Source organism: Rhizobacter sp. P5_C2, assembly GCF_054049715.1.
Map to the genome: position 1 here is coordinate 1 of NZ_JBFULV010000032.1, position 25,242 is coordinate 25,242.

Sequence of the window (25,242 nt, forward strand, 5' to 3'; positions counted from 1 at the left end):
GCCCGCAGCACCAGGCCGGCCAGCCGCTCGCGCTCCGCCGCGGGCCGCCCGGACAGGTCGAGCGGCGCGTCCTGCACGCAGTGCGGGCAGTTGATGCGCACCAGCCGCTGCGCGACGATGGCGTTCAACGCAGCCACCAGGTTGAACGGGTCGACGCCGATGTGCAGCATGCGGCCGATCACGTCGAACACGCTGTTCGCGTGCACGGTGGTGAAGACCAGGTGGCCGGTCAGCGCCGCCTGCACCGCGATCTGGCCGGTCTCGGCATCGCGGATCTCGCCGACCATGATCTTGTCGGGGTCGTGCCGCAGCACCGAGCGCAGCCCGCGCGAGAAGGTCAGGCCGCGCTTCTCGTTGACGGGGATCTGCACGATGCCGTTCAGCTGGTACTCGACCGGGTCCTCGATCGTGACGATCTTCTCGACGCCGCGGTTGATCTCGGTGAGCGCCGCATAGAGCGTCGTCGTCTTGCCGCTGCCGGTCGGGCCGGTCACCAGCAGCAGGCCGTAGGGCAGCTGCGCGAGCGCGCGCAACTGCGCGATGGTCTGCGCGTCGAAACCGAGCGTCTCGAAGCTCAGGCCGCGCATGTCGTCGGCCAGCCGCTGCCGATCGAGGATGCGGATCACCGCGTCTTCGCCGTGCACCGCCGGCATCACCGAGACGCGCAGGTCGATGTCGCGGCCGTCGAGTCGCACCTGGTAGCGGCCGTCCTGCGGCACGCGGCGCTCGGCGATGTCGAGCTCGGCCAGCACCTTGATGCGCGAGACGACTTGCTCGGCGGTCGCGCGGTCGTCGATGCGGCCGGCCGCGTCGAGCACGCCGTCGACGCGCAGCTTGATCGCCATGCCGTGCGGGTCGCTCTCGAGGTGCAGGTCGCTGGCGCCGGCCTTCAGGGCGTCGAACACCATCGAGTTGACGAGCCGCACCACCGGGCTGGTTTCGGCCGCGATGCCGCCGAGCGACAGGTCCTGGGTCGCGGCATGCGAGCCTTCGCGCGGGCTGCCCGCGGTGGCCGAGCCGACACCCGTCAGCGCGCCCTCGGTGGCGCGTTGGGCCGCTTCATGGCGCTTCAGGCAGGCGTGGATCTCCTGTGCCTCGGCGAGCGCGATGCGGAACGGCCGGGCGAGGCGGTGCTCGATCCAGTCGAGCCGGGCTGCGTCGAACGGGTCGTCGACCACCAGCCACAGCGTGCCGCCGGCATCGGTGGCCGCCAGCGCATGGCGGCGTTCGGCGTCGGCGAACGACAGGCAGTCGAAGGCCGGGCGCAAGGCATGCAGGCGCGCGGCGTCGAACACCGGCAACGCCGCTGCGGCCGCGCAGGCACCGAGCGCATCGGCCGGCGGCAGGCCGAGCGATTGCGCCGCCACCGACATGAAGTTCTGCGCGGACGCCCTGGCGGCTTGCGACTGCGCCGCGAAGAAGGCCAGCGAGCCGGGCGCGGCCGCGAGTACTGGCGTGGCGTCGCGCTTCATTGCACCATCTCCGTCAGCTGGAAGATCGGCATGTACATCAGCACGACGACGAAGCCGATCACGACGCCCATCACCAGCATCATCACCGGGCCGATCACGCGGCCGACCCAATCGGCCGCGCGTGCGACCTCTTCCTCGTGGAACTCGGCCGCGTGGTCGATCATCTCGGCCAGCCGCCCGGTGCGTTCGCCGACGCGGAAGAAGCGCTCGGCCACCAGGGTCGTGAGGCCGTGCGCCGCGAGGCTGCCGGCGAACGGCGCGCCCTCGCTGATGCGCCCGCGCGCCGCCTGCAGGCGTGCTGCGGTGGCCGATGGCAGCACGCCGGCCGCCAGCTCCAGCGACGCCACCAGCGGCATGCCGCCCGACAGCAGCAAGGCCAGCGTGCGGTAGAGCCGCGCCATCTCGACGGTCAGCAGTACCTGCCGCAGCCGTGGAATGGCCGCCGCCAGCAGCCGGAGCAGACCCCGCCCTGCCCCGGCGCGCCAGGCGGCGATGGCCGCGAACACCAGGCCGATCGCGACCGCGAGGCTCACGAGCGGCTGCGCCGAGAGCGCCTGCCCGATCGCCATCAGCACGCGGGATGCGGCCGGCATGCGGTCGCCCATGTCCTCGTACACCTGCGCGAAGCGCGGCACGACGTAGCCGACGAGGAACAGCAGCACGAGGCCGCTGACACCGAGCAGGATCATCGGGTAGAGCGCGGCTGAGACCAGCTTGCCGCGCATCTGCTGCGCCAGATGCCGGTACTGCACGAAGCGCTGCAGCGCGGGCGCGTAGTCGCTGGTGCGTTCGGCGGCGCGCATCGACTCGGTCAGCAGCACCGGGAACACGCCGGGTTGCGCGGTCATCGCGACCGACAGCGGGCGCCCCTCCTCGATCGCTTTCAGCAACGATCCGATCACCCCTTCGCCGCTGCCCTGCCGCTCCTTGTCGGCCAGCGTGTGCAGCGCCTCGCGCACCGTGATGCCGGCCTGCACCATGGCCAGCAGTTCCTGGCAGAACAGGTCGAGCGTGAAGCCGCGACCGGCGCGAGTTCCGCCAAGCCGCAAGGCAGTGCCACCGACCGGCGTCACGTCCAGGACCGCCAAGCCGCTGCCGCTCGCAGTGCGGCGCGCCGCAGACGCATCGGCGGCATCGACCACCAGGCGGCGCTCCACGGCCTGGGCATCGAGGGCAAGGATGCGGAACTGCATGGGGCTCAGCTCGTGTTGCGCGCGCAGGACGCGTCAGGGGGGCCAAGCTGGGGGCTCATGCCGAGGCGGTCGGCCCTGGCGGGCCGACTCCACGAAGAAGCTCGGCTCCGTGGGTGCATCGCCAAACTCCCGCCGCTCACTTCGTTCGCTGTGGTCAAACAGTGGCGATGAGTCGGTCTACGAAGCGTGCTGCGCACGCCACCCCCGAAGCCGATCTTCTTCGTCGCCTCAGAAATCGCCCCCAACCCAGCCCCCCTGACGCGTCCTGCGACCGGCTTGTTTTCGTAGCCCGGATGCCAATCCGGGGTTTGTCCGACACATCCCGGATTGGCATCCGGGCTACGCACTGTCGTCTCTGCAAAGGCGCGGGTGGGTGGGCTGTGGAGCGCCAATAAGGACGGGGCGCCGGAGCTGGCTGGTTTGATGGCCCGCGTGCGCCAGCACGCTTCGTGAACTGACTGTCGCCGACTGTTTGACCACAACGAACGAAGTGAGTGGCGGGAGTTTCGGCGACGAGCCATCAAACCAGCCAGCGGAGGGAAGTCATTGCCCCCCAGGGGCGATGACCGCACCGGCCGGCGAGCCACAGCCCACCCACCCGCGCCTTTGCCGCGCCGATCAACGCTCGATGCCGACATCTTGCGCATCCCCCGTCCCGCCGGGCTGCGCGTCGCGCCCCAGCGTCAGCAGGTCGAACTCGCCTTTGGCACCCGGCGTGCGGTAGATGTAAGGCCGCCCCCACGGATCCTGCGGAACCTCGCGCTTCAGATACGGCCCTGCCCAACGCGGCTCATCCTCCGGCTTGGCCGTCAACGACGCCAGGCCCTGCGTCGTCGTCGGGTAGTGCCCGGTGTCGAGCCGGAACTGATCGATCGCCTTTTCCAGCGAGTCGATCTGCGCCCGCGCCACCTGGGTCTCGCTCTTGCCGATCTGGCTGAAGAACTTCGGCGCCACCAGCCCCGCCAGCAAGCCGATGATCACCAGCACCACCAGCAGTTCCAGCAGCGTGAAGCCGGCGTCCGGCGAGATCGGCCGCTCCTGCGAACCGCTGTTGCGCATGCCGGACGCGCTCAGCAGCTTCATCGAGATCGCCTTCGACACCGCCTGCGCCCGGTTCGTCGCGTTCAGCTTGCGCAGGATCTTCTGCACATGGTTCTTCACCGTCAGCGGGCTGATGCTCAGGATCATCCCGATCTCGAGGTTGCTCTTGCCCTCGCGGATCCAGCGCAGGATCTCGACCTCGCGGTCGGTGATCGTCGCATCGCGCTCGCCCGCCGGCTCCAGCTCGGCCGCTGGCCGTTCGCGCGTCTGCGCCCGGCTGTAGGCGCTGAAGATGTGCGGCACCAGCATCTGCGCCAGGTGGCGGTCGCGCTCGCCCGACATCGTCTGCATCGAGACGAACGCGAAGAAGCAATGCGCCGAGGCCGCCGCCTGCGCTTTCGGGATGCCGTGCACGATGCAGTCGCCGAAGCCCAGCGCCGCCAGCTCGTTGCCGAGCCGCGTGTCGGCGCTGAACGCCGCATCCTTGCCGATCAGCAGCGGCTCGTAGCCGTCGCCGATCCAGCGGTCGACCAGGTCGTTGGCCAGCCCGTCGCGCGGATGGCACAGCCGCGACAGCGCCTCCGGATCGACCGGCACGCTGTAGTAGTAATCGAAGAACATGCGCGCGCTCTGGTTGCGCGGCACCCCGCACACCAGCACGTCGTGCGGGAAGATCGACTGCAGCCGCACCTGCGCCCACACGAAGAACTCGTAGCGCCGCCGCACCTGCACCGCATCGGCGATCACGCCGAGCAGCACATGGGGGTCTGTCGAGTGGAGCATCGCGGGTGTCTCGGCCAGCGTGTCGGTCATCTTGGGGAGCCTGTTCTTTTCAATATGCGTTGGTCCGCAGCAGCACGATCTTCACGGTGCGCAGCAGGATCTGAAGGTCGAATCCGAGCGACCAGCGCCGCAGGTAGTCCAGGTCGTGCTCGATGCGCGCGCGCATCTTGTCGACGCTGTCGGTCTCGCCGCGCAGGCCGTTCACCTGCGCCCAGCCGGTGATGCCCGGCCTGACCTTGTGCCGCATCATGTAGCCCTTGATCAGCCTTCGATACGTCTCGTTGTGCGCCACCGCATGCGGGCGCGGGCCCACCATGCTCATGCGGCCCTGCAGCACGTTGAAGAGCTGCGGCAGCTCGTCGATCGAGGTCTTGCGGATGAACGCGCCGAACGGCGTGACGCGCTGGTCGCCGCGCGTGGCCTGCTGCACCTGCGCGCCGTCTTCGGCCACCGTCATGCTGCGGAACTTCCAGACCACGATCTCGCGGCCGTCGACGCCGTAGCGCCGCTGGCAGAACAGCACCGGCCCGGGCGAGCTCAGCTTCACGCCGATCGCCGCGACGAGCATCAGCGGCGACAGCAGCAGCAGTGCCCCGCTGGCCAGCACGATGTCGCTCGCGCGCTTGACCAGGCCGCTGACGCCGACGAACGGCGTCTCGCAGACCGCCACCACCGGGATGCCGTTCACGTCGTCGATGCGCGCCTGGATCAGGTCGAAGATGAAGATGTCCGGCACGAAGTAGATCGACGCCGTCGTGTCCTGCATCTCGTCGAGCAGCTTCAGCACCCGCGGCTGCGCGCTCATCGGCAGCGCGATGAACACTGCCTCGATGCCGTGCTGCTTCACATAGGCCGCGACGCCGTCGATGTCGCCCAGCACCGGGCCCTCCATCGGATCCAGCAGCGGTGCCTGCGCATCCGGCGCGTCCTGATCGGCGAAGAAGCCGGCGAACGAGAAGCCGAGCGCCGGCTCGGCGCGCAGGTCGCGCGCCAGCTTGCGGCCGATGTCGTTGGCCGACACCACCACCGCGCGGCGGAAGCCGTCGATCGCGAGCAGTTGCGGCACCAGGCGCGGGATCAGCCGGTGCGCGCTGTACTGCAGCACCGGCGTCAGCACGAACCAGGTCAGCAGCATGCGCGGCTCGAAGTGGCCGATGAAGCGCGTCGCATAGCCGAAGAAGACCATCATGCCGGCCACCAGCAGCCACTGCGCGACGATGCCGCTGAGCAGCCCGCGCTTCATGCGCCGGATCGAGACCTCGCCGGGAAAGCTCAGCGAGAAGGCGATCAGCGCGAGCACCAGTTCGCCACCCTCGAAGTCCTGCTCGCAGACGGCGCCGCTGATCAGCAGGCTCGCGACGATCAGCAGGGGATCGAGCGCCATGCGCACCACCGCGATGACCGACGTGCGGCCGCGGGCGAGTGGCGTGGTGTGCGACGAGATCAGCATGGGCAGACTGCGGGCACCGGGGGAAGAGATCGACGGCTGAACTTAGCGTCGATGTGTGACGGGGCGTCGTGGTGCGTGACATCGCGACGCACTTCTTCGGCCCGCGGACACGGGCCGGTCACCGGGGTGTCATGCCGGTGCGGCAGACGCGGGCGCGCGCTGGCGGCGCCGCATCCAGGCGAGCACGCCGACGCCGGCCAGCAGCATCGCGATCGAGCTCGCCTCCGGCACCGGCGCGATGCTCACCTTGAAGTTGACGACCATGTCGTCGTAGTCGTAGTCGGGGCCGAGCCGGCCGCGGCCGTCCTCGAACAGCAGCTTGCCCGACAGGCGGCCGCTGTCCAGCACGACACCGAAGCTGGCGTCGTTCCACGCATAGTTACCGGCGTTGCCGACAGCCGTGCCGCCGGTGCCCGGGCTCTGGAACGCGAAGTCGAGCAGCCCCGGCGCGAGGCTGGTCGTGATCAGCGTGCCGGCGCTCGCATGGTTGTCGATCATCGACGAAACCCCCGGGCCGAAGAACTGGTCGCGCAGCGTGGCCTCCGAGCCCTGGAAGGTGTAGGTGATGAAGGCGCGCTGGCCGGCATCCAAGCTCAGCCGCAGCTTGCCGACGATGAAACCGACGCCGGCGCCGACGACCTGGTTGGTGCCGGTGGTGGTCCGTGCCGCCGTGCCGTTGACGATCTCCAGGAAGCTTTCGGCGCGAGCGCTGCCGGGCAGCGCCACGCCGAGCACGGAACCGAGCACGAGACCAAGAGCAAGCAGACGTGGTGGCATGGCGAATCCGTCGAAGGGTGAGTGGATGGCGCGTGACAGCGTGATGACCCGCGGTCCGCGAGGTGTGACATGCGTGGCACATCACCGATCACGAAAGGATACGAACGCACCACGTCGCCAACTATCTCGGTTCGATGCCAAAGGCAGCTTGCCTACGTGCCGTTCGGACTACGCGCCCTCCCTTCGAACGAGGCCGCCAGCCCGATGGGCACTGCGCCGGACGGCATCCCCCTCATCTGAGGGTGTGAGCTCCAGGACATCAAACCGTCAACGCAACGCACTAGCCTGCAACGGCTCATCCCGGACGACACGATGCCCTTCCAACTCCCGCTGCCCGCGCTGGTGCGATGCCTGCCGTTCGTGATCTTCATCGCCGCGCTCGCGCTGCGCGGTGCGTTGGACGGCCGCAGCTTGGCGAACTTCGACACGCGCTGGCTCTACGCGCTGCAGGCCGGTGCGAGCGCGCTCGCGCTGGCGCTGCTGTGGCGGCAGTACGGCGAACTGCGGCCGCTGCGCCGCATGGCCGCGCGCCCGCTGCATGGCCTCGCGAGCGTGGGCATCGGCCTTGCGGTGGCGGTACTGTGGGTCACGCTGACCGAGCCGTGGATGCATGCCGGCGCGCCGGTGGCCGGCTTCGTTCCCGTCAGCGAGGATGGCAGCCTGCATGCCGGCCTGGTCGCGGTGCGGCTCGCAGGCGCCGTGCTGGTGGTGCCGGTGATGGAGGAATTGTTCTGGCGATCCTTCCTGATGCGCTGGGTCGACCGCCGCGACTTTCTCGCGTTGTCGCCGCGGCAGGTCAGCCATTTCGCGTGGGTCGCGAGTTCGGTGGTGTTCGCGATGGCGCACGACCTGTGGCTCGCGGGCCTGCTGGCCGGGCTGGCCTTCGGTGCGCTGTACCGGCGCACCGGGCAGATCTGGCATGCGATCCTCGCGCACGCGGTGGCGAACGCGGCGCTCGGCGTCTGGGTGATCGGCGAACGCGCCTGGGGTTTCTGGTGAGGGCATCCCCTGCGCTGTGGATGTTGTTGCTGGTGACCACCTGCCCGACCGCCCCGGCGGCCACCGCCGACGACCGCGGACTGCACGGTGCGGTCGGCCTGACGGTGCAGCGCGACGACAACCTGTTCCGGCTCGCCGACGACGTCACCCCCGCCGCGGCCGGCGTGACGCGCGACCCCGACGACGACGGCAGCCACCGCGGCGACACGGTGGTCGCGCCGTTCGCGACGCTGGACCTGACGCTGGCGTTCGGCCGTCAGCACCTCGGCATCGCGCTGACGCGGCGCGAGACGCGGCTGCAGCGCTACAGCGCCTACGACACCCGCACCGGTGAGCTGCGCGGGCACTGGGACTGGCAGCTCGGCAACGCGTTCGACGGCCGCATCGAATCGGGCGACAGCGACCAGGCGAGCGAACTGCGCGACTTCCTCGGTCCGCGCAGCAACGTACTGAACCTGCAGGACCAGCGCATCAATGCCAACTGGCGCCCGCGGCCGGATCGCCGCGTGACGCTCGACCTGCAGCGCCTGCGCGGCCGCAACGAGCTGCCCGAGCGCGCGACCAGCGACTACACCGTGCGCCTGAAGAGCATCGAGGGCGGCTGGACCACGCGGCTCGGCACCGAATGGACGCTGCGCTGGCGCGAGGCCGATGGCGAGTACCCGAACCGCGCGATCGTCGCCGCGACACCGGTCGACAACAGCTACCACCAGCGCGATGCCGACCTCGGCGTGGTGCTGCGGCCCGGCCGCCGCACGCGGGCCGACCTGCGCTTCGGGCATGCGACGCGGCGCCACGACCAGGTGCCGCAGCGCGACTTCTCGGGACACGCCGGCCGCGCCGCGCTGCAGTGGGAGGCGAGCGGCGCGCTGTCGCTGTCGCTCGAGGTGGTGCGCGACCTGAACGCGCTCGACGACTACGACCGCCTGTATGCGATCAGCACCAACCACGTGCTCGGCGCGCAGCTCGCGATCGCGCCGCAGTGGCAGCTCGCGCTGCGCTGGAGCGAGCAGCACCTGGACTTCGGCGGCGATCCCGCCAACGTGCTGACGCAGTTGCTCGGCCCGGCGCCGGCGCGCCGCGACCGGGTGCAGACGACGCGCCTCGCGCTGACCTGGCTGCCGGTCGAGCGGGTGCAGCTCGCGCTGTCGGTCGAGCGCACGCACCGCGATTCGACACGGCCGGGCCTGCAGTTCGTCGACACGCTGACCGGCCTGAGCAGCCAGTACAGTTTCTGACGGGAGTGGTGACATCGATCGGGGACATCAGGGACACTGCCGCATGAAGCTCGCCCGGCGCCGACTCGTCACTGCCGCCTCCCTCCTCGTGCTCGCCGACCCGGTGCGCGCATTGATGGCCGGTGCCGCACCCGATTCGCCCGATGCGCGCATCGACGCGAACACGCCGGCCTCGCCGTGGACCTCGGCGGTCGCGGTGCTGACGCCGGGCGGCGGCATCTACTCGGGCGTGGTGGTCGCGCCGCGTTTCGTGCTGACGGCCTCGCACGTGGCGGGCGGCGCGGCGCCGGCCGGGGTCACGGTGCAGTTGAACCACGAGGCGACGCCGCTGCTGATCGGCGTRACCGCGATCACCACCTTCCCGACCGCGTCGTTCCCGTACGACGACCTGTCGCTGATCACGCTGGCGAGCCCGGTGCCCGAGGGCGTCGAGATCCTGCCGATCTACCGCGAGGCGCCGCCGGCGCACCAACTGCTGACGCTGGTCGGCTATGGCGCGAGCGGCCACGGCGATGCGGGCATCAGCGTGCAGCGCTCGGCCAGCGTCAAGCGCAGCGGCCGCAATGTGCTCGATGGCGTGCAGAAGCGCGTCGACGGCTCGGGCCGCCAGAGCCTGTTCTTCCTGTACGACTTCGACGGGCCGTCGGGCACCGGGGCGTCAGGCGGCTCGACGCTCGGCAATGCGGTGGAGACCGGCGTCGCCGGTGGCGATTCGGGCGGGCCGGCGTATGCCGAGATCGATGGGCGGCGCTGGCTGCTCGGCATCAACACGGTGACCTTCTCGTCCGGCGCCGGCACGCCGGTGGACTTCCGCTTCGGCACGATCGGCGGCGGCATGCTGCTCAGCGATCCGCGCTTCATCGCGTGGCTCGAGACGCAGACCGGCGGCACGCTCGGACCGGTGCCGCAGGAAGGCCTGCCGCACCCGGCGTGGACGCTCGGGGCCGGTGCGGCAGGGTTGCTCAGCGCGCTGGGATGGGGTTGGCGGAGAAGGACGAGCCGTTCGGCCTGAGGTATCGAAGGCTTGCCCGTTGCGCGAGATGCGCCCGCAGTTGCCACTGCATGGCAGTGGCGCGAGACGCAGTGCAACTCAGCCGTCGATGTGCAGCAGCAACTCCGTCGGCGTGTAGGTCGGGGTGACCTTGTAGCCTGTCACCGAGATCGTACTGAACTTGCCACGCAGGCTCGCACCCTTGAGCACGCTCAGGGTGTCGCCAGCGCTCGGGGCGAAGCCGGGCTTGAAGTTCACCGCCAGCGTGCCGCCCGTCAGGGTCACCGCGCCGCCGGCGCTGATGCGGCCTGCGCCCGCATCGCCGATCTGCAGCGTCAGGTTGGCGCTGCCCAGGACCGAGAGTGCCCCGCCGATCGACAGCGTGGACGATGCACTGCAAACCAGCTGGCCTGCGCCCAGGTAGACGTCGCCCGTTCCGAGCGCCGAGGCCGAGCCGGCCACCAGCGAGCCGCCCGAGACCTCCGTACCGCCCGAATACGTGTTGGTGCCGGCCAGCGTCAGGGAGCCCGTGCCGGCCTTGCTGAGCTTGCCGGCGCCGGAGATGTCGTTGCGCCACGCGTCTGCAGCGTTGAAGCCACCGAGCGATGCGTCCATCGTGACCGTCACGTCGCCGCTGAACCCGCCGTAGCCGTCCGCGGCGGCGAACAGGTTCAGGCGGCCCCAGCCTTCGGCGTCATCGAGCGCGGGGAAGCCCGAGGGCAGCGCCGTGCTCTTCAACACCACGCGACGCTGGCCCGCATCGAGGTACGGCAGTCGCGTCTCCAGCAGCGCTTCAGCCCCCTTGGGCACCGTGGCGACCTTGCCGGCGGCGCCGATCGGTGCGAGCCCGTAGGTGAGGCGCCGCAGGTAGCTGGTCTTGTTGGCCGCGTGGTCGGCGAAGCGATCGGTCGACGCGTCGGCCGAATGGGCATAGGCATTGAGCGCTTCGGCCGTCGTCACGCCTGCCGCGGCCATCAGCGTGCCTTGTGCCTGGGCATAGGCCGCCTTCTTCAACGAAGCGTTGTTGGCGTCCACGATGTTCGCGGTCGCCGAAGCCTGGCCGAGGATGCGGCCACCGATCACGTCCAGCGGCGAGTGCATGCCGGCCAGGATGCGGTTCTCGCCGAGTTCGAGCCCACGCGCCAGGATTTCCTGGAAGCGCTGCGGCAACACGTAGGCCATGGCCACGGCATCGCGCGTGGCTTCCGCGGAATGGCCGCTGATGTAGCCGCCGTCGGTCCCCGGCGTGCTGCTCTTTGCCGGCACCAGGGACGGTGCGACCACCACGCTCGCGCTCCAGCGCCACGGCCTCGCATACTTGTAGAAGCGCTTGGCCGGCTCGGTGGAGGCATTGGTGCCGATGGCGCCGATGAAGTCGACGACGCTGCCGAAGGCCGCGTTGCCGCTGCCACCCACGCCGATGTTGTTGCCGCCATCGTTGTAGAGCACCGTGCCCGCATCGGCCGCCATGCCCGTGATGGTGGTGGTCTGCTGGGCGGCGGTGCGCCACGCGTTCGTCACGGGGCCGAGCCCGTCGGTCACGCTGTAGCCCTTGCCACGCCGGTCATCGAGATAGGCAGCCAGCTCCTGGGCGGCCGTGCGCCTGGACGTGGCGTCGACCACGTACTGGATGTTCGCGGCATGCGTGGCGGTGCCGAGCACGGTACCGTCGGTCGCGTCGGCAGGAATACCGGTCCAGCTCGAAGCGGTGACCGCGGGAAAGCTGCCGTTCGCGGCGGCGGTGGTGCCGGCGTCGACGATCAGCGTGCTCGGCTTCCAGATGTCGAGGAAGCCCGAGACGACGCGCACGCCGGCATTCGTGTCGAGCGCTGCATAGCGAGCATCACCGCGCTGGTTCGTGTACGCGAAGTCGACGAAGGGGGGCACCGCTTGCGCATCGGCCACCGGCGCCGTGTCGGCATGGCCCACACCCTGCGGCGCAGCGGGCGCCGAGACGGGACCCTCGCCTGCATCACCTCCGCCGTCACCTCCGCCACCACACGCGACCAACGCGAAGAGAGAAGCGATCGATGCGGCAATCAGGTGGCGTCGGCCGGGAAGCGAGTGCATGGTGAGGGGGTCCGTTGCAAAAGAGGCGGACTGTATCGACCCCTGATGAAGGCCCGATGACGCTCGCGGCACAGCGGACGAGTCACACGCGATTCATCGTGACCCGGTGTACTGGCCGCATGCCACTTGTCTCGCCCCGCCTTGCCGATCCCGCGCTCGCAGCCGCGAAAGCCGCCCTGTCGGTCGGCGGCCGCATCGCGTTCTGCGGCCCGATCGCCGAGCCCGGTTGCCCGGCCGGCGGCGGCTACGAGGCGGCCAACCGGCGCACCTGCGATGCGCTGGTGCGGCGCGGCCAGCAGGTGATCGAGTTGCGCTATCCGCACCCGGCCCGCTCGCGCTGGCGCAAGCTCGCGGGCTACGCCAGCAGCTTCGTGCGCAACGCCTGGTGGCTGCTGCGCCGGCGCGCCGACTACGACCTGCTGCACCTGACCCCGCTGAACATGCACTTCGCGCTGGCCGAAACCGTGCTCGTCTCGTGCGCGCGCCTGGCCGGCAAGCCGGTGCTGGTCGACGTGMGTGCCGGCACCTTCGTGCGCCACTACGAGGCCGGCAGCGCGCTGTACCGGCACACCATCGACCGCACGCTGCGGCTGGCCACGCAGGTGGCCGTCGAAGGTCCGGATTACGTCGCCTTCGTGCGCCGCCGCACGCACCGGCCGGTGCTGCATTTCCCGAACTATGTCGACGCACCGTCGCTGCAGCGCGAGTTGCCGGCGCGCCGCCTCGCCGCGGGCGACACGCTGCGGCTGGTGTGCTTTGGCCGCCTGGTGCCCGAAAAAGGCATCGAGACCGCGCTGCAGGCCCTCGGGCTGCTGATCGACCGAGGCCGCCCGGTCACGCTGGACCTGATCGGCGACGGCCCGCCCGACTACGTCGCGCGGCTGCGCGCGCAGCATGCCGGCCTGCCGGTCACCTGGCAGGCCGGCATGCCGATGCACGCGCTGCTGGAGCGCGCGGCACGGGCGCATGTCTTCGTCTTCCCGTCGCGGCACGACGGCGAAGGCCATTCGAACGCGCTGAACGAGGCGATGGCGCTCGGCCTCGTGCCGGTGTGCAGCGCGCAAGGCTTCAGCCGCGGCGTGGTCGGCAATGCCGGCATCGTGCTGCCGGTCGCCGCCACCGCCGCCGACTACGCCGACGCGCTGGACGGACTGTGCGCCGCCGACCGCTGGACCCGCCTGTCGGCACGGGCCGCAGCCCGCGTGCGGGCGCTCTACAGCGAAGACGCGACGCTGCCGGCGCTGCTCGACACCTACCGCCGCATGCTCCTCACGCGCTGATCACACGGCGAGCCCCGACTGCCGCAGCCACAGCTCGAAGTTCAGCAGCATCCACAGCGGCTTCTCGTGGTTCTGCCGGCCCTGCAGGTGCTCGTCGACATGGCGCTGCACCACCGCCCGGTCCAGCAGCGCGCGGCTGGCGGCGTCCGGCCCGAGCAGCGCGTCGACCAGCAGCCCGCGCAGCTCGCCGCGCAACCACAGGTGGATCGGCATCCGGAAACCGACCTTGGGCCGCGCCAGCACCGCGGCCGGCAGCCGCTGCGCGACCGCGGCGCGCAGCACCCGCTTGGTCGCGGTGCCGCGCACGCGCTGCCGGTCCGGCAACGAGGCTGCGAGCTCGATCAGCTCATGGTCCATGAACGGCAGCCTCGCCTCGATCGAGGCCGCCATCGTCATGCGGTCGCCGCGTTCCAGCAGGTTGTCGGGCAGCCAGCTGGTCTGGTCGAAGTACAGGATGCGGCGCAGCGCCGACGCGTCGTGCGCCGATTCGAACGGGTAGCTCGCGCCGTTGCGCAGGCGCTGCGGCAGCCGGCCGCACAGCGCCTGCACCTGCTCGGGCGCGAGCGCGCCGAACCAGCGCGGCATGCGGTCCTCGAAGGCCTCGACCCCGAGCGCCTGCACCGCCACCTTGATGCGGCGTGCGCCGTACGGCAAGGCGTGCACCAGCGGCTCGACRACGCGCCGGCGCAGACCGCGCGGCAGCGCGAGGTAGGGGGCGGCCAGGCGCTCGTAGACGTGCTTCGGGTAGCCGCCGAGCGCCTCGTCGCTGCCCTCGCCGGTCAGCACCATCTTGACCGAGCGGCTCGCGGCCCGCGCAAGCAGGTACATCGGCACGTCGGCCGGCTCCGAGACCGGCGCGTCGCGCAGCCCGGCGATGCGCGGCAGCCAGTCGATCACCTCGCGCTGCGTCAGCATGATCTCGGTGTGCACAGCACCGACGTGGCGCGCCACCCGCGCCGCATGCGCGAGCTCGCTGTAGCCCGCCTCCTCGAAACCGACCGCGAAGGTTCGCACCGGCGGGCCGCCACGCGCCGCCATCGCGGCGACGATCGCCGACGAATCGAGGCCGCCGGACAGGAAGGCGCCATACGGCACCTCGCTGTCCATCATCAGGCCCACCGTCTCGTCGAGCTTGTCGCGCAGCGCCTGCGCGGCCTCGGCGTCGTCGAGCTTGCTGCCGGTCCGTGCCGTGCCATCGTGCGGCCGGTAATAGCGGTGTTCGTGCAGGCCGCCAGCCGACCAGGTCAGGTGGCAACCGGGGCTCAGCTTGCTGACCCCGCGCCACCAGGTCTGCGGGCCGGGCACGTAGCGGTACTGCAGGTAGTGCGGCAGCACGTCGGTGTCGAGGCGTGCCTCGAAGCCGGGCCATGCATGGAAGGCACGCAGCTCCGACGCGAACACCAGCGTGTCACCGACCTGCGCGTAGTAGAGCGGCTTCTCGCCGAAGCGGTCGCGCGCGAGGAACAGGCGCTGCGCCGAGGCGTCCCACAGCGCGAACGCGAACATGCCGCGCAGGTGCTCGACGCAGGCGGTGCCGTACTCCTCGTAGGCGTGGACGATGGTCTCGGTGTCGGACGCGGTCGCGAAACGGTGGCCGCGCGCCTGCAGCGCGGCGCGCAGCGCGCGGTGGTTGTAGATCTCGCCGTTGAACACCAGCTGCAGGCTGCCGGTCTCGTTGCCGATCGGCTGGTCGCCACCGGACAGGTCGACGATCGCCAAGCGCCGGTGGCCCAGGCCGACCTGGCGGCGGCCCTGGTCGAAATCGGCCAGGTGGTAGCCGACGGCATCCGGCCCGCGGTGCTGCAGCGTGTCGGCCATGGCCCGCAGCAGCGCCCGCGCATCCGGCCGGGCCCCTCCGATGAACCCGACGATGGCGCACATGCGTTGCTCCCTCTCCTGCGGACGATGCTAGGGACGCATTGCGTAACCCGCGTTACAGACCGGAGGCAGCGGCCTGCCGCCGGCATGAGCCGTTCGGCCCATGCGCGGCGAGCGACCGGCCGCGGGGGCGCCATCGGCAGCGGCAAGACTGCAGGCCATGCCCCGACAAGTGCCTTTCCTGACCCTCCTCGTGGCGATGGCCCTGCTGAGCGGTGCCACCTCCAGCCCTGCTGAAGAACCCGGCCGTGTGCTCGACGGACGCGGCCTCCCCGCCGACCGCCTCGCCGGCTGCGACAGCCTCGCCGAAGGCGGCGACTGGATCGACGACCAGGACCGCACCTTCCGCCGCCTCGTGCCACGCGACTGCTACTTGTCCGAAGACAACCCGCCGCAGTTCTGGTGGGCGCCGCAGCTCGAAAAGATGCTGCGCGGCGTGGTCTACACGCTGCATGTCACGAGTGACGGCGACCCGGCCTTCGCGATCGACGTGAACACGCCCGACCCGTTCATCAGCCTGCCGCGCAGCCTGCCGGCCGGCGACTACCGCTGGAGCGTCGACGCGCGCGACGACCAGGGCGTCGTGCACGGCCGCGTGCGCCGTTTCTCGATCGATGAGCAGCGTTCGCGCGAGCAGGTGGTGCCCGATGCGGCGCAGGTGCTCGCGCTGTTGGCGCAGCGGGCAGGCGACCGGCCGAAGATGTTCCCGCCGCCGGCCGCCCGCGTGGCGATGCAGGCGGCGCTCGACGATCCGCAGCAGCGCCAGCCCGACCTGAAGCGCGTGCGCCTGGCAGCCCGCCGCTATGCCGGGCTGGTGGATGCCGCCGATCCGCTGTTCACCGGCCGCGCCGACGCCGGCACCGAGCTGGACGCCATCACCGTGCTCGGCATCGGTGCCACGCTCTCACCCGGCCTGCCGGACCGCGCCGCCTTCGCCGCCGTCGCGCGCGAACGCCTGCTCGCGCTGGCCGATACCACGCCCGGCAGCCGCTGGGATCCGCTCGGCAGCAGCAGCGAGACGGCGGCCGACGACCGCCTCAACCGCGTGGTGTTCCTCGCCCTCGCACGTGGCCTCGACCTGCTGCAGGCCGAGCTGAGCGACCCGCAGCGCCGCGCGGTGCGCGACGCGGCGCGCACGCGGCTCGCGCAGTACGTCGACGAACGGCTGCGCGGCCCGGCCGGCCGGCGCGACCGATTGCTGTTCGGCATGACCTTCCCGTACCGCTCGCACGAGGTCGAGGGCATGAACTTCGCGGTCGAGGCGCTCGCGTTGCTGGCCGGCGAGGACCCGGCCTTCGACGAGATGTTCGGCGTGTGCTGGCAGACCTGGCGCAGCCTGATGCCCGCCTACGGCAGCGCGGATGGATCGGACGGCAACGGCACGGCCTACGGCTGGCACGGCTTCGGCCAGCTGGTGCAGGCGGTCTTCGTGCTGCGCAACGCGCTCGGCACCGACTTATTCTCACGCCGCGCGGCCTTCGCGAACGCCGGTCGCCGCCTCGTCTACACGACCCCGCCGATCACGCCGTTCGCCTTCACCGAAGGTCCGCCGTGGAACACGCCGGCCCGCTTCACCGGGCCGGTGCCGGTGTTCGGCGACGAGGCCTCGGACCCGTCGGTGTCGTACCACGCCGTCGTCGCGGCGGACCGCGAGTTCCGGCTGTACGAGTCGCTGGTCGACACCGCCGACCGCCCGCTCTACGGCTGGTACCGCCAGCAGGCGCGCGACACCTACCCCTACCTCGCCGATGCGGACTACCGGCCGCTCTCGCGGGCCCTCGCGCTGCTGGCGCCGGTGCGGCCCGACGCCGGCACGGAGTACCCGCAGGACACGCCCGACGCCGCCGCATTCCCCGAATCGGGCCAGGTCGCGCTGCACACCTACCTGGCCGATCCGCAGCGCAGTTCGCTGTACTTCATCAGTGGCCGCTTCGGCTCGTTCAACCATGCGCAGGCCGAGCAGAACGGCTTCGTGCTGCACCTGGCCGGCGAGCCGGTGCTGATCGGCGCGGGCTACTACGACAGCTACTGGTCGCCGCACCACGCCGGCTACACGCGGCGCACGCTGTCGAAGAACGCGATCACCTACGATGGCGGGCGCGGGCAGGCCGAGACGCCGGGCGGCACAGCCACGCGCCAGAGCGTCGGCTCGGCGGACTTCAGCGGCCGGTTGCTGAACCTGTCGCTCGGCAGCGTCGACAACGGCAGTGACCTCGACATCGGGACCGGCGACGCCACCCTCGCCTACCGCAGCTGCCCCGACCAGCTGCTGCAGAACCCCGGTTGCCAGCACCGCGACTACCTTCAGCCTGTGACCCGCGCGATTCGAAGCGTCGCGTTGTGGCGCCGGTCGCAGGCACCGCTGTTCCTGGTCTACGACCGGCTGGCCGGTGCCACGCCGCACACCTGGGAATGGAACCTGCACGCGTACAAGCCGTTCGAGGTGGTGAGCGAGGGCCTGCCGGACGGCACGCCCTGGACGGTGCGCGCCCGCGGGCCGTCGGGCAACACCGAGGTCTGCATCGACCTGTACGGCGCCGACCTGGTGTTCACGCAGACGGAGGGCTTTCCGATCCCGCCGGCCACGCCGCGGCCGACGCAGTGGCACGGCCGCTTCGCGACCCGGCAACCGTCGACCGATGCGAGCTTTCTCGCGGTGCTGCGGCCTGGCTGCGTGGCCGGACCGGCGCGCGCGACGCTGGACCTCGGCACGGGCATCGCCGCCGTCGAGCTGGCGCCAGCGGCAGACGCCACGCAGCCGGCGCGCTCGATCACCTTCGACGACGCCCGGGTGCTGCTGCAGGGGCCGGACCATGGTCCGAACGAGTAACGGGCGGCGCATCGCGCACATCGGCCTGTCACACGGCGGCGCGATGCTCGCGGGTCCGCCGGCGGGCCACTGAAGCATGATCCCCACCGTCTTCCACCAGATCTGGATCCACCGTGACCGGCCCGAGCTGCCGGCCGAGTTCGCCGCGCTGCGCGACAGCTGGCTGCGCCTGCACCCGGGCTGGCGCTACCGGCTGTGGAACCTCGGCAACCTCGATTTCGCGCCGCGCCGGCCTGAGCTGATCGCGCAATGCAGTTCGTACGCGCAGATGGCCGACGTTCTGCGCCTCGAGATCCTGCTGGCGCACGGCGGCGTCTACCTCGACACCGATTTCGAATGCTTCCGTCCGATCGACGCGCTGGTCGCGCCGGCCCGCGTGTTCGCCTGCTCCGAGAACGGCAGCGCGATCTCGACCGGCATCCTCGGTGCCGAGCCCGGCGCCGCGCTGGTGGAGCGCCTGCTGATGAGCCTGCCGGCGCGCATCGGCCGCGCGATGCCGAACCAGGAAACCGGGCCGGGCCACGTGACGCGCGAGCTGCTGCGCGGCGGCTTCGACGGCACGCTGACGCTGTTCCCGACGCCCTTCTTCTACCCCTACGCGTCCGGCGAGCCGCGCGCCACCGCGCAGAGCCACCCGCAGGCCTACGCCGCGCACCACTGGGCGCATTCGTGGGCGCAGCCCGAAGACCGCAACCGCTGGCTGCGCCTGCGTCGCCGCGTGCTGTCGGCGCTCGGGTTGCAGCCGCCGCGGCGCCAGCCGGGCTGATCCGAATGGCGCCCGACGTGTCGGTCGTGATGCCGGTGTTCAACGGCGCGGCCTACCTGCGCGAGGCCATCGCGAGCATCCTCGGCCAGACGCACGCGGCGCTCGAGCTGATCGTGATCGACGACGGCTCGCAGGACGACTCGGCCGCGATCGCCGCGTCGTTCGGCGACCCGCGCCTGCGGCTGCTGCGCAACGACGGCAACCGCGGGCTGGTCGAGACGCGCAACCGCGGCATCGATGCGGCCAGCGGCCGCTTCATCGCGTTTCTCGATGCCGACGATGTCGCGCTGCCGCAGCGCCTGGCCGTGCAGCTCGCGGCGCTGGACAGCTACCCGGCGCTCGCGGCGGTGGGCAGCGCGGCCCAGCCGATCGACACCACCGGACGCACGCGCTCGGCACCGTGGCGCATGCCGGGCGACCCGGAGTTCTGCCGCGCGATGCTGCTGTTCCGCCAGTGGTTCGTCACCTCCAGCGTCACCGCGCGCGCCGAGGTGCTGCGCGCGCTGCGCTTCTCGCCCGAGGTGCCGCTGGCCGAGGACCTGCACCTGTACCAGCGCCTGGCCGAGCGCTGGCGCGCGCGCAACCTCGACCAGGTGCTGATCCGCTACCGGCTGCACGGCCAGAACACGACGACGACGCGGCGCGCGGAACTGCGGGCGTCGCTGGGCGTCATCCACCAGCGGGCCCTGGCCCGGCTCGGGATCGCCGCCGGTGACGAGGAGCTCGCGCTGCACCGCTCGATCGAATGGCACGACCGGCCGGTGGATGCCGGCTGGCTCGCCGAGGTCGAGGCCTGGCTGCGGCGCATTCGCTCGGCCAACCTCGCTCATGGGCGCTACGAGCCGCAGGCTTTCGCGGCGGCTCTGTCCGAGGTATGGCTCTCGGCCTGCGAGGCGGCGAGCACCACCGCGCAGCGCGATGCGGTGCTGCGCTTCGCCGGCTCGCCGCTCGCCGTGTGGCGCGGCACACCGCTGGCCCGCCTGTCGAAGCTCGCGCTGCGGCCCTGGCTGGCGGCGCAGCGAGCCGCGGCATGACCGCCCTGGCCCGCCTGCGCACGGCGCTGCAGCCGCACCTGCGCGATGCGCGCCTGCGCCGCAGCCTGTCGAACATCGGCTGGAGCGGCAGCGAGAAGCTGCTGCGCCTGGTGATCGGGCTGGTGGTCGGGCTGTGGGTCGCCCGCTACCTGCAGTCGCATGCGTATGGGCAGTTGCAGTTCGCCGTCTCGTGGGTCGCGCTGTTCAACGCGATCGCATGGCTGGGCGTCGGCGAGACGGTGCTGCGCGACCTGGTGCAGCGCCCCGCCGACGAAGGCCGCATCCTCGGTGCGGCGCTGCTGCTGCGCGTCGCCGGTTCGTGCCTGGCGGCGGGCCTCGCGGTGGCCGGCGCGCTGTGGTTCCATGCCGCCGACCCGCTGGTGCTCGCGATGGTGCTGGTGCTGAGCCTGGCGATCCCGTTCGCCGAGGCACCGGCCGGCGTCTTCCTGTGGTTGCAGGCCCATGGGCGCCTGCGCGGCGCGGTGCTCGCGGTCAACGCCACGCGGCTCGCGGCGGCGCTCGCTAAGGTCGCGTTGATCGTGCTGGGCTTCGGCGTGCTCGCGTTCGCATGGGTCGGGCTGGCCGAAGCGGTGCTGACCTGCGCCGCGATCTTCGCGATCTGGTCCGCGATGGCCGGGCACCGCCCGCGCTGGTCGGCGGACGCGGCCGGCGCCTGGCAGATGCTGGCGTCGGGCGCGCCGCTGGCGCTGGCCGCGCTGGCGACCTCGCTGAACAGCCGCGTCGACCAGCTGATGCTGGGCTGGCTGGCCGGCTTCGGGCAGGTCGGCCTGTACGCCGCGGCGACCCGGTTCTCGGAGATCTGGTGGATCCTGCCGCCGATGCTGCTGAACTCGATCGCGCCGGCCTACATCTACGGCCACGACGGCGATGCGGCGATCCGGCGCCGCGTCGCGTGGATCAGTGCCTCGCTGGCCGTGCCCGCGGTGGCGGCCTCGGTGCTGACCACGCTGTGGGGCGACGCGCTGGTCGCGCTCGCGCTCGGCCCGGGCTACGCCGGCGCCGGCGCCATCCTCGCGGTGCACATCTGGCTGACGGTGTTCCTGTTCCTCGATGCGCCGCTGTCGCACTACCTGGTCGCCACGCACCGTCAGCGCTACCTGACCGGCAAGACGCTGCTGACGCTGGCCGCCAACCTGGCGCTGAACGCGTGGCTGGTGCCGCGCCACGGCGCGCTCGGCGCGGCGATCGCGACGCTGGCCGCGACGGCCGCCGTCAACACCGGCTTCTACGCGCTGTGGCGCGGCACGCGCGACATCGTCCGCCTGCAGCTCGCGGTCGCACGCCTGCTGGCCTTCGACGCGTGGCGCATCGGCTTTCGCCAACTCCAACGACTCTTCGCCGTACCCCCATGACACGCCTGAAGCACCACATCGCCCATCTGCTGCGCCCCGCCGCCCGCGCCTACGTGCGCTACGGCGACGGATGGCCGGGCCGCGAGACTGTGTTCCGGCGCTTCTCGTGGGTGGCCGACGCCGGCCGCACGCGCACCCGCTACGGTTTCCGGATGGCCTACCAGTCGGGCGACCTGATCCGCCGCAACATCCACTGGTTCGGCGTGTGGGAGCCGACGCTCAGCGAGTTCGTCGCCTCGCGGCTGAAGCCGGCCGACGCCTTCATCGACATCGGCTGCAACGTCGGCTGGTACAGCCTGCTGGCCGCGTCGCTGGTCGGCCATGAGGGCGAGGTGCTGGCGATCGACGCGTCGGCCGAGATGGGCGAGATGCTGGCGGCCAACGTCGCGTTGAACGGGTATCGCAACATCCGCTTCGTGCACGGCGCGGTGTCGCACGAGGTCGGCGAGCTGACGCTGTATCCCGGCACCTCGGGCAACAGCGGCCAGGCGTCGGTGGTGCTGAACCCGGCCGCGGCGGCGGGCGTCACGGTGCGCGCGGCGCCGATCGGCGACTGGGTCGAGCCCGCGCTGTGGCAGCGGGCCCGGCTGGTGAAGGTCGACATCGAAGGCGCCGAAGGCCATTTCGTCAAGGGCCTGGGCGATTCGCTGGAGCACCTGCGCCGGGACTGCGAGATCCTGATGGAGCTTGCACCGGCCGCGCTGGCGCAGGCCGGCATGCCGGTGGACGACGTGATCGCGCGGCTGCGCCGCAGCGGCTTCCTTCCGTACCGCATCGAGAACCGCTACGACGCCGCGTTCTACGCGCGCGAGGCGCACGCGCTGCGGCTGCCGCGCGTGCGGGAGACGCCCACCGAGATGATGGACGTGGTGTTCTCGCGCACCGAGGCCGATTTCCTGCCTTGGCGGCTTTGAACACGATCTACGGTGGCGCCGGCCCCACCACGCGCGCCGGCATGCCGACCGCGAGCATGCCGGCCGGCACGTCGGCCAGCACCACCGCGTTGGCACCGATCCATGCGCCACGGCCGATGTGCACCGGCCCGAGGATCTTGGCGCCGGAGCCGATGTGCACGTCGTCGTCGATCACCGGCACGCCTTGCGAGGTGCCGGTGCCGCCGATCGTGACGCCGGGCGCGAGCACGACGCGGTCGCCCAGCACCGCGTCCTGGTGGATCACGATCGCGAGGCCCTGGTAGCCCAGCAGCACGCCCCGGCCGAGCCGCGCCGACGGTGGCAGCACCACCGAGAACAGCACCCGGTTCAGGCCGTACAGCAGGCGCGGCAGGATGGGAACGCCGGCGCGGTGCAGCGCGTGGTAAATGCGGTAGAGCCGCAGCGCCGCCATCTCAGCCCTGCCTGCGGTTGACGGCGACCACGCGGCGCAACACGGCCGCCACATCGCGGCCGAGCACGTCATAGGAGCGCAGTTGCAGTGCCCGCTCGCGCGCGTGCAGCGCCTCGGCCCGGGCCTTCGACGGATCGGCGAGCAGCGCCGAGAGGCCGTCGGCAAACGCCTGCGCCGACCACGCGACGCAGCGCCCGCCGCCGCAGGCCTCGAGCAGTTGCCGCTGGTCCGGGATGTCGTTGGCGACCACCGGCAGGCCGAGCGCCAGGTACTCGATGACCTTGGTCGGTGACGAGACATCGTGCAACGGTCCCGGCGGCACCGCGGACACGCAGACCGCCGCGCGGCGCGCGAGCAACGCCCAGGCTTCGTCCATCGGCATCGCCCCGGCGAACTCGACGGCGTGCCCGACACCGCGCGACACCGCGTGCGCATGCAGCCAGTGCAGATCGGCCGCATGCGGGGACGATCCGACCAGCAGCAGCCGGGCCTCGGGYACCCGCTGCCGGAGCAGCGCGATCGCGTCCACGACGACATCCAGCCGGCGCGCGCGGTCGAGCGAACCCAGGTAGGCCACGACGGGCGCGCCCGACGCATCAGGGCTTGGCACTCCGCGCAACAGGTTCGCATCGACGCCCATCGGCACCGCGGAGACCTGCGCCTGCAGCGCCGGATGCCGCCGCAGCAGCTGCTGCCGCATCGCATCGCTCTGCACGAACACATGGGTGGCCTGCCGCAGCACGCGGCGGTTCTCGATCCACGCCCCCAGCCGGCCGCGCAGCCCGACCAGCGCAGCGTGCAGCGGCCGACCACGCCGCCGATGGTCCTCGGCGCCGGCGCGGTCCCCCAGCGGGATCGGGAACGACATCCAGTAGAGACAGGTCGTGCGGCGCAGCGCGGCCAGCCCGAACAGCAAGGCACCGACCAGCGGCCGGTCGCGCACGACGATCGCGTCGTAGTGGCCCGAAAGCCGCCACAGCAGCCGTGCCTGGCGCCACCAGCTGCGCGGGTCGGTCGCGGCGCCGACCTCGAACTGCCGGCCGCGGCAGGGCATTCCCGGCACTGCCGCCGCGCCGGCATGGCCGACATAATCCGTCTCGATGCCGCGCTCGCGCAGGCAGCGGTCGAACAGCACGCGCACGTCGACCCGCGCCGGCGGCAGCGGATCGCGCAGGAACATCAGCAGCCTCATGCCCGCGGCAGTGCGGCCAGCCGGCGCTGCCAGAACATCAGGTAGCCGACCGAGAACGCGTAGAAGAACTGCATCGAGTGCGAGTCGACCACGGTGTCGTTGTACGGCAGGCTGGCCAGCGCGAGCAGGAACAGCCCGGCGGTGGCCTGCAGCGCGCCGCGGTGGGCAGCAGGAATGCGCTCGTCGCGCGACAGGCGCCAGGCCGACAGCAGCGCGACCACGAGCAGGCCGAGGATCACCGACAGGCCGAGCAGCCCGAGGTCCCACAGCGCCACCGTGAGGGTCGAGGTGGTCAGCGCGAACACGAAATGCTTCGCCGCCTCGCCCTTGCCGAGCATCGCGCTCGCGCGCGAGGCCCGCGGCCCGTAGCCGACCCAGCGCCCGTGCGGCGGGCCGAACCCGCCCTCCTGCACCCAGATCAGCGGCGCGCCGACGCGGCTGACCTCACCGGTCACGCGGTTGATGTTGTGGCTGAGCTTGATGTCGGCACCGACCGCGTACGCCAGGTAGTCGCCGGCGCCGGAGTCGACCCGCGCCGAGGCCACCGGCTTGTAGTAGACGAGCCGGTAGTAGGTGAAGGTGCCGGCCAGCAGCGCGGTGGTGACCAGCAGCACGCCCGTCACCAGCGCGGGCCGGCGGCGCAGCTCGGGGAACAGCACGACGCCGAGCATCAGCGGCGCGAACACGAAGAAGGCCTTGACCTCGGCGAACATCAGGCTCGCGACCGACGACAGCACGACTGCTGCCGCCAGCCGGCCGCCGAGCGCGCCATGCGTCCACAGCGCGATCGCCAGGCCCATGCCGTAGGCGCCGAACAGCGCGAGCGTGCCGCTGGCGCCGCCGCCCTCGGGATCGCCGCCATAGGTGCCGACCACCGAATCCCAGCTGGCGCCGCTGGCGAAATTCATGAAGTGCTGCTGGACCGCGAACGGCAGCTGCAACGCGGCGATGCCGAGCGCGAGCCGGAAGCAGACCAGCAGCTGGCGCTCGGTCATCGCGCCGGCAGCGATCGCGAAAGCGGTGGACCAGACGAAGAAGTAGTTGCGCGCGCCGACCAGCGCATACAGGAACGGCGTCTCGTTGAACGCGACCGACAGCAGCGTCAGCGCGAACAGCGCGAGCAGGCACCAGGTCAGCGGTTGCACCGGCGTGGGCGCGGACGGCCGGATGGACCGTGCGAGCGCATCGATCGGCAGCTTGAGCCACAGGAACAGCGCCAGCGCATACGGCAGCCAGTGCGCCTGCAGGATGTGGCCGTAGTACATCAGCAGCCCGACGCCGAAGAACGCGAGGCCGAACATGCCGTAGACGATCGCCCAGGTCGGCACGAACAGCAGCGCCAGCCCGCCGATCGCGCCGACGACCATCAGCGTGAGCTGCGGCGACTCGACCGCGATGACCAGCCCGGCGAAGGCGGCCAGCGCCATCGGCACCAGCACCGCGGTGGCGATGGCCGCCCCCTGTCCCCAAGGCCGACCCCGCAGCCGCCCCCAGGGCCTGGCGGTCAACGGCGGCACTGCGGCCGGCC

General features: G+C 71.4%; 19 protein-coding genes and 1 pseudogene. 9 read left to right on the forward strand and 11 right to left on the reverse strand.

Translation table 11 applies throughout. The annotated features are described in order from the left end of the window. The 6 genes and pseudogenes from ACXJLU_RS13925 to ACXJLU_RS13950 all read right to left on the reverse strand — a co-directional run. Positions 1 to 1,472 (reverse strand): GspE/PulE family protein (locus tag ACXJLU_RS13925; protein WP_457331793.1); only part of this gene is annotated, 1,472 nt, incomplete at its 3' end. Then, positions 1,469 to 2,665 carry a type II secretion system F family protein gene (locus ACXJLU_RS13930; protein ID WP_457331795.1) on the reverse strand — a complete coding sequence of 399 codons (1,197 nt, stop codon included), beginning with the start codon at positions 2,663 to 2,665 and terminating at the stop codon, positions 1,469 to 1,471. The genes ACXJLU_RS13925 and ACXJLU_RS13930, both read right to left, overlap by 4 nt. A gap of 618 nt (positions 2,666 to 3,283) precedes the next feature. Next, on the reverse strand, positions 3,284 to 3,724 hold the full coding sequence (gene gspG / locus ACXJLU_RS13935) for a type II secretion system major pseudopilin GspG (RefSeq protein ID WP_457331897.1): 441 nt from the start codon (positions 3,722 to 3,724) through the stop codon (positions 3,284 to 3,286). 39 nt (positions 3,725 to 3,763) lie between these two features. Then, positions 3,764 to 4,519 (reverse strand): annotated as a pseudogene (epsA, locus tag ACXJLU_RS13940) (XrtB/PEP-CTERM-associated transcriptional regulator EpsA); the annotation flags it as partial. A gap of 19 nt (positions 4,520 to 4,538) precedes the next feature. Then, entirely contained in the window at positions 4,539 to 5,939 is a 1,401-nt protein-coding gene (locus ACXJLU_RS13945) for an undecaprenyl-phosphate glucose phosphotransferase (RefSeq protein ID WP_457331797.1), read from the reverse strand. Positions 5,940 to 6,068: 129 nt separating this feature from the next. Next, the gene (locus ACXJLU_RS13950; protein ID WP_457331799.1) at positions 6,069 to 6,716 is read right to left on the reverse strand and encodes a PEP-CTERM sorting domain-containing protein; all 648 of its coding nucleotides are present in this window, start codon (positions 6,714 to 6,716) and stop codon (positions 6,069 to 6,071) included. A gap of 312 nt (positions 6,717 to 7,028) precedes the next feature. On the opposite strand from ACXJLU_RS13950, the gene ACXJLU_RS13955 reads away from it, so the two are divergent. Genes ACXJLU_RS13955 through ACXJLU_RS13965 form a run of 3 tightly spaced genes read left to right on the forward strand, consistent with a single transcriptional unit; the run spans position 7,029 to position 9,965 of the window. After that, complete coding sequence (locus ACXJLU_RS13955; RefSeq protein ID WP_457331801.1) at positions 7,029 to 7,715, forward strand: CAAX prenyl protease-related protein; 687 nt, start codon at positions 7,029 to 7,031, stop codon at positions 7,713 to 7,715. Further along, entirely contained in the window at positions 7,712 to 8,953 is a 1,242-nt protein-coding gene (locus ACXJLU_RS13960; protein ID WP_457331803.1) for a porin family protein, read from the forward strand. The genes ACXJLU_RS13955 and ACXJLU_RS13960 overlap by 4 nt, the downstream gene beginning before the upstream one ends. A 43-nt stretch (positions 8,954 to 8,996) precedes the next feature. Continuing rightward, positions 8,997 to 9,965: a trypsin-like serine protease gene (locus tag ACXJLU_RS13965; protein WP_457331805.1), complete on the forward strand. Its 969-nt coding sequence runs from the start codon at positions 8,997 to 8,999 to the stop codon at positions 9,963 to 9,965. A gap of 78 nt (positions 9,966 to 10,043) precedes the next feature. Here ACXJLU_RS13965 and ACXJLU_RS13970 read toward each other — a convergent pair whose 3' ends face one another. Next, positions 10,044 to 12,014 carry a phosphatase PAP2 family protein gene (locus tag ACXJLU_RS13970; RefSeq protein ID WP_457331807.1) on the reverse strand — a complete coding sequence of 657 codons (1,971 nt, stop codon included), beginning with the start codon at positions 12,012 to 12,014 and terminating at the stop codon, positions 10,044 to 10,046. A 119-nt stretch (positions 12,015 to 12,133) separates the two neighbouring features. On the opposite strand from ACXJLU_RS13970, the gene ACXJLU_RS13975 reads away from it, so the two are divergent. Next, positions 12,134 to 13,294, forward strand: coding sequence for a glycosyltransferase family 4 protein (locus ACXJLU_RS13975; protein ID WP_457331809.1), 1,161 nt, complete (start codon positions 12,134 to 12,136; stop codon positions 13,292 to 13,294). Here the strand turns inward: ACXJLU_RS13975 and asnB are convergent, their stop codons facing one another. Beyond that, on the reverse strand, positions 13,295 to 15,175 hold the full coding sequence (gene asnB / locus ACXJLU_RS13980; protein WP_457331810.1) for an asparagine synthase (glutamine-hydrolyzing): 1,881 nt from the start codon (positions 15,173 to 15,175) through the stop codon (positions 13,295 to 13,297). 196 nt (positions 15,176 to 15,371) lie between these two features. Here asnB and ACXJLU_RS13985 point away from each other — a divergent pair, with 196 nt between their 5' ends. From ACXJLU_RS13985 to ACXJLU_RS14005, 5 genes are all read left to right on the forward strand, one after another. After that, positions 15,372 to 18,002, forward strand: a complete 2,631-nt coding sequence (locus tag ACXJLU_RS13985; RefSeq protein ID WP_457331812.1) for a heparinase II/III domain-containing protein — start codon at positions 15,372 to 15,374, stop codon at positions 18,000 to 18,002. A gap of 76 nt (positions 18,003 to 18,078) precedes the next feature. Further along, positions 18,079 to 18,768: a glycosyltransferase family 32 protein gene (locus tag ACXJLU_RS13990; protein WP_457331814.1), complete on the forward strand. Its 690-nt coding sequence runs from the start codon at positions 18,079 to 18,081 to the stop codon at positions 18,766 to 18,768. Positions 18,769 to 18,773: 5 nt separating this feature from the next. Next, positions 18,774 to 19,802 carry a glycosyltransferase family 2 protein gene (locus ACXJLU_RS13995; RefSeq protein ID WP_457331816.1) on the forward strand — a complete coding sequence of 343 codons (1,029 nt, stop codon included), beginning with the start codon at positions 18,774 to 18,776 and terminating at the stop codon, positions 19,800 to 19,802. Beyond that, positions 19,799 to 21,175 (forward strand): flippase, encoded by a 1,377-nt coding sequence (locus ACXJLU_RS14000; RefSeq protein ID WP_457331818.1) that lies wholly within the window; start codon positions 19,799 to 19,801, stop codon positions 21,173 to 21,175. Before ACXJLU_RS13995 ends, ACXJLU_RS14000 begins: the two co-directional genes overlap by 4 nt. Beyond that, complete coding sequence (locus tag ACXJLU_RS14005) at positions 21,172 to 22,089, forward strand: FkbM family methyltransferase (RefSeq protein ID WP_457331820.1); 918 nt, start codon at positions 21,172 to 21,174, stop codon at positions 22,087 to 22,089. Before ACXJLU_RS14000 ends, ACXJLU_RS14005 begins: the two co-directional genes overlap by 4 nt. Before the next feature lie 7 nt (positions 22,090 to 22,096). On the opposite strand, the gene ACXJLU_RS14010 is transcribed toward ACXJLU_RS14005, so the two are convergent. The 3 genes from ACXJLU_RS14010 to ACXJLU_RS14020 are packed head-to-tail and all read right to left on the reverse strand — an operon-like array spanning position 22,097 to position 25,222. Then, positions 22,097 to 22,522, reverse strand: coding sequence for a serine O-acetyltransferase (locus ACXJLU_RS14010; protein ID WP_457331822.1), 426 nt, complete (start codon positions 22,520 to 22,522; stop codon positions 22,097 to 22,099). 1 nt (position 22,523) lies between these two features. After that, positions 22,524 to 23,714 (reverse strand): glycosyltransferase, encoded by a 1,191-nt coding sequence (locus ACXJLU_RS14015; protein WP_457331824.1) that lies wholly within the window; start codon positions 23,712 to 23,714, stop codon positions 22,524 to 22,526. Next, entirely contained in the window at positions 23,711 to 25,222 is a 1,512-nt protein-coding gene (locus tag ACXJLU_RS14020; protein ID WP_457331826.1) for a hypothetical protein, read from the reverse strand. Before ACXJLU_RS14020 ends, ACXJLU_RS14015 begins: the two co-directional genes overlap by 4 nt. Positions 25,223 to 25,242 lie beyond the last annotated feature (20 nt).